Below are 278 nucleotides of genomic sequence, written 5' to 3'. Positions count from 1 at the left end.
GAGTGTGACTGAGTTTATTGAGGGTAAAAAAGCATCCCCCACTATTAAGCTGATTGATTGGCATAATATTGATAACAATGCGTTTCATTGTACCGAAGAATTAGTAGTACAAAATGCCGAAGGTACAGGTAACCGTAGGCCTGACATTGTGTGTTTTGTAAATGGTTTGCCGTTAGTTGTGATTGAGGCGAAACGCCCCGATTCGAACAAAGAAGGTAAATCAACCAATGCAGAGGCGATTTCTCAACATATTCGTAATCAAAAGCAGGATGAAATAC

At 39.9% G+C, this 278-nt stretch carries 1 protein-coding gene; it reads left to right on the top strand.

Annotated elements, in window-relative coordinates; all coding sequences use genetic code 11:
• A partial coding sequence (locus AAEY72_RS14655; protein ID WP_352311266.1) for a type I restriction endonuclease occupies positions 1-278 on the top strand: 278 nt, incomplete at both ends.

The sequence above is a fragment of the Psychrobacter sp. W2-37-MNA-CIBAN-0211 genome, from assembly GCF_040309405.1.
Taxonomy (GTDB): Bacteria; Pseudomonadota; Gammaproteobacteria; order Pseudomonadales; family Moraxellaceae; genus Psychrobacter; species Psychrobacter glaciei.
The sequence above is the reverse complement of the archived record's forward strand: the minus strand, read 5'-3'. Positions and strand labels throughout refer to the sequence as shown.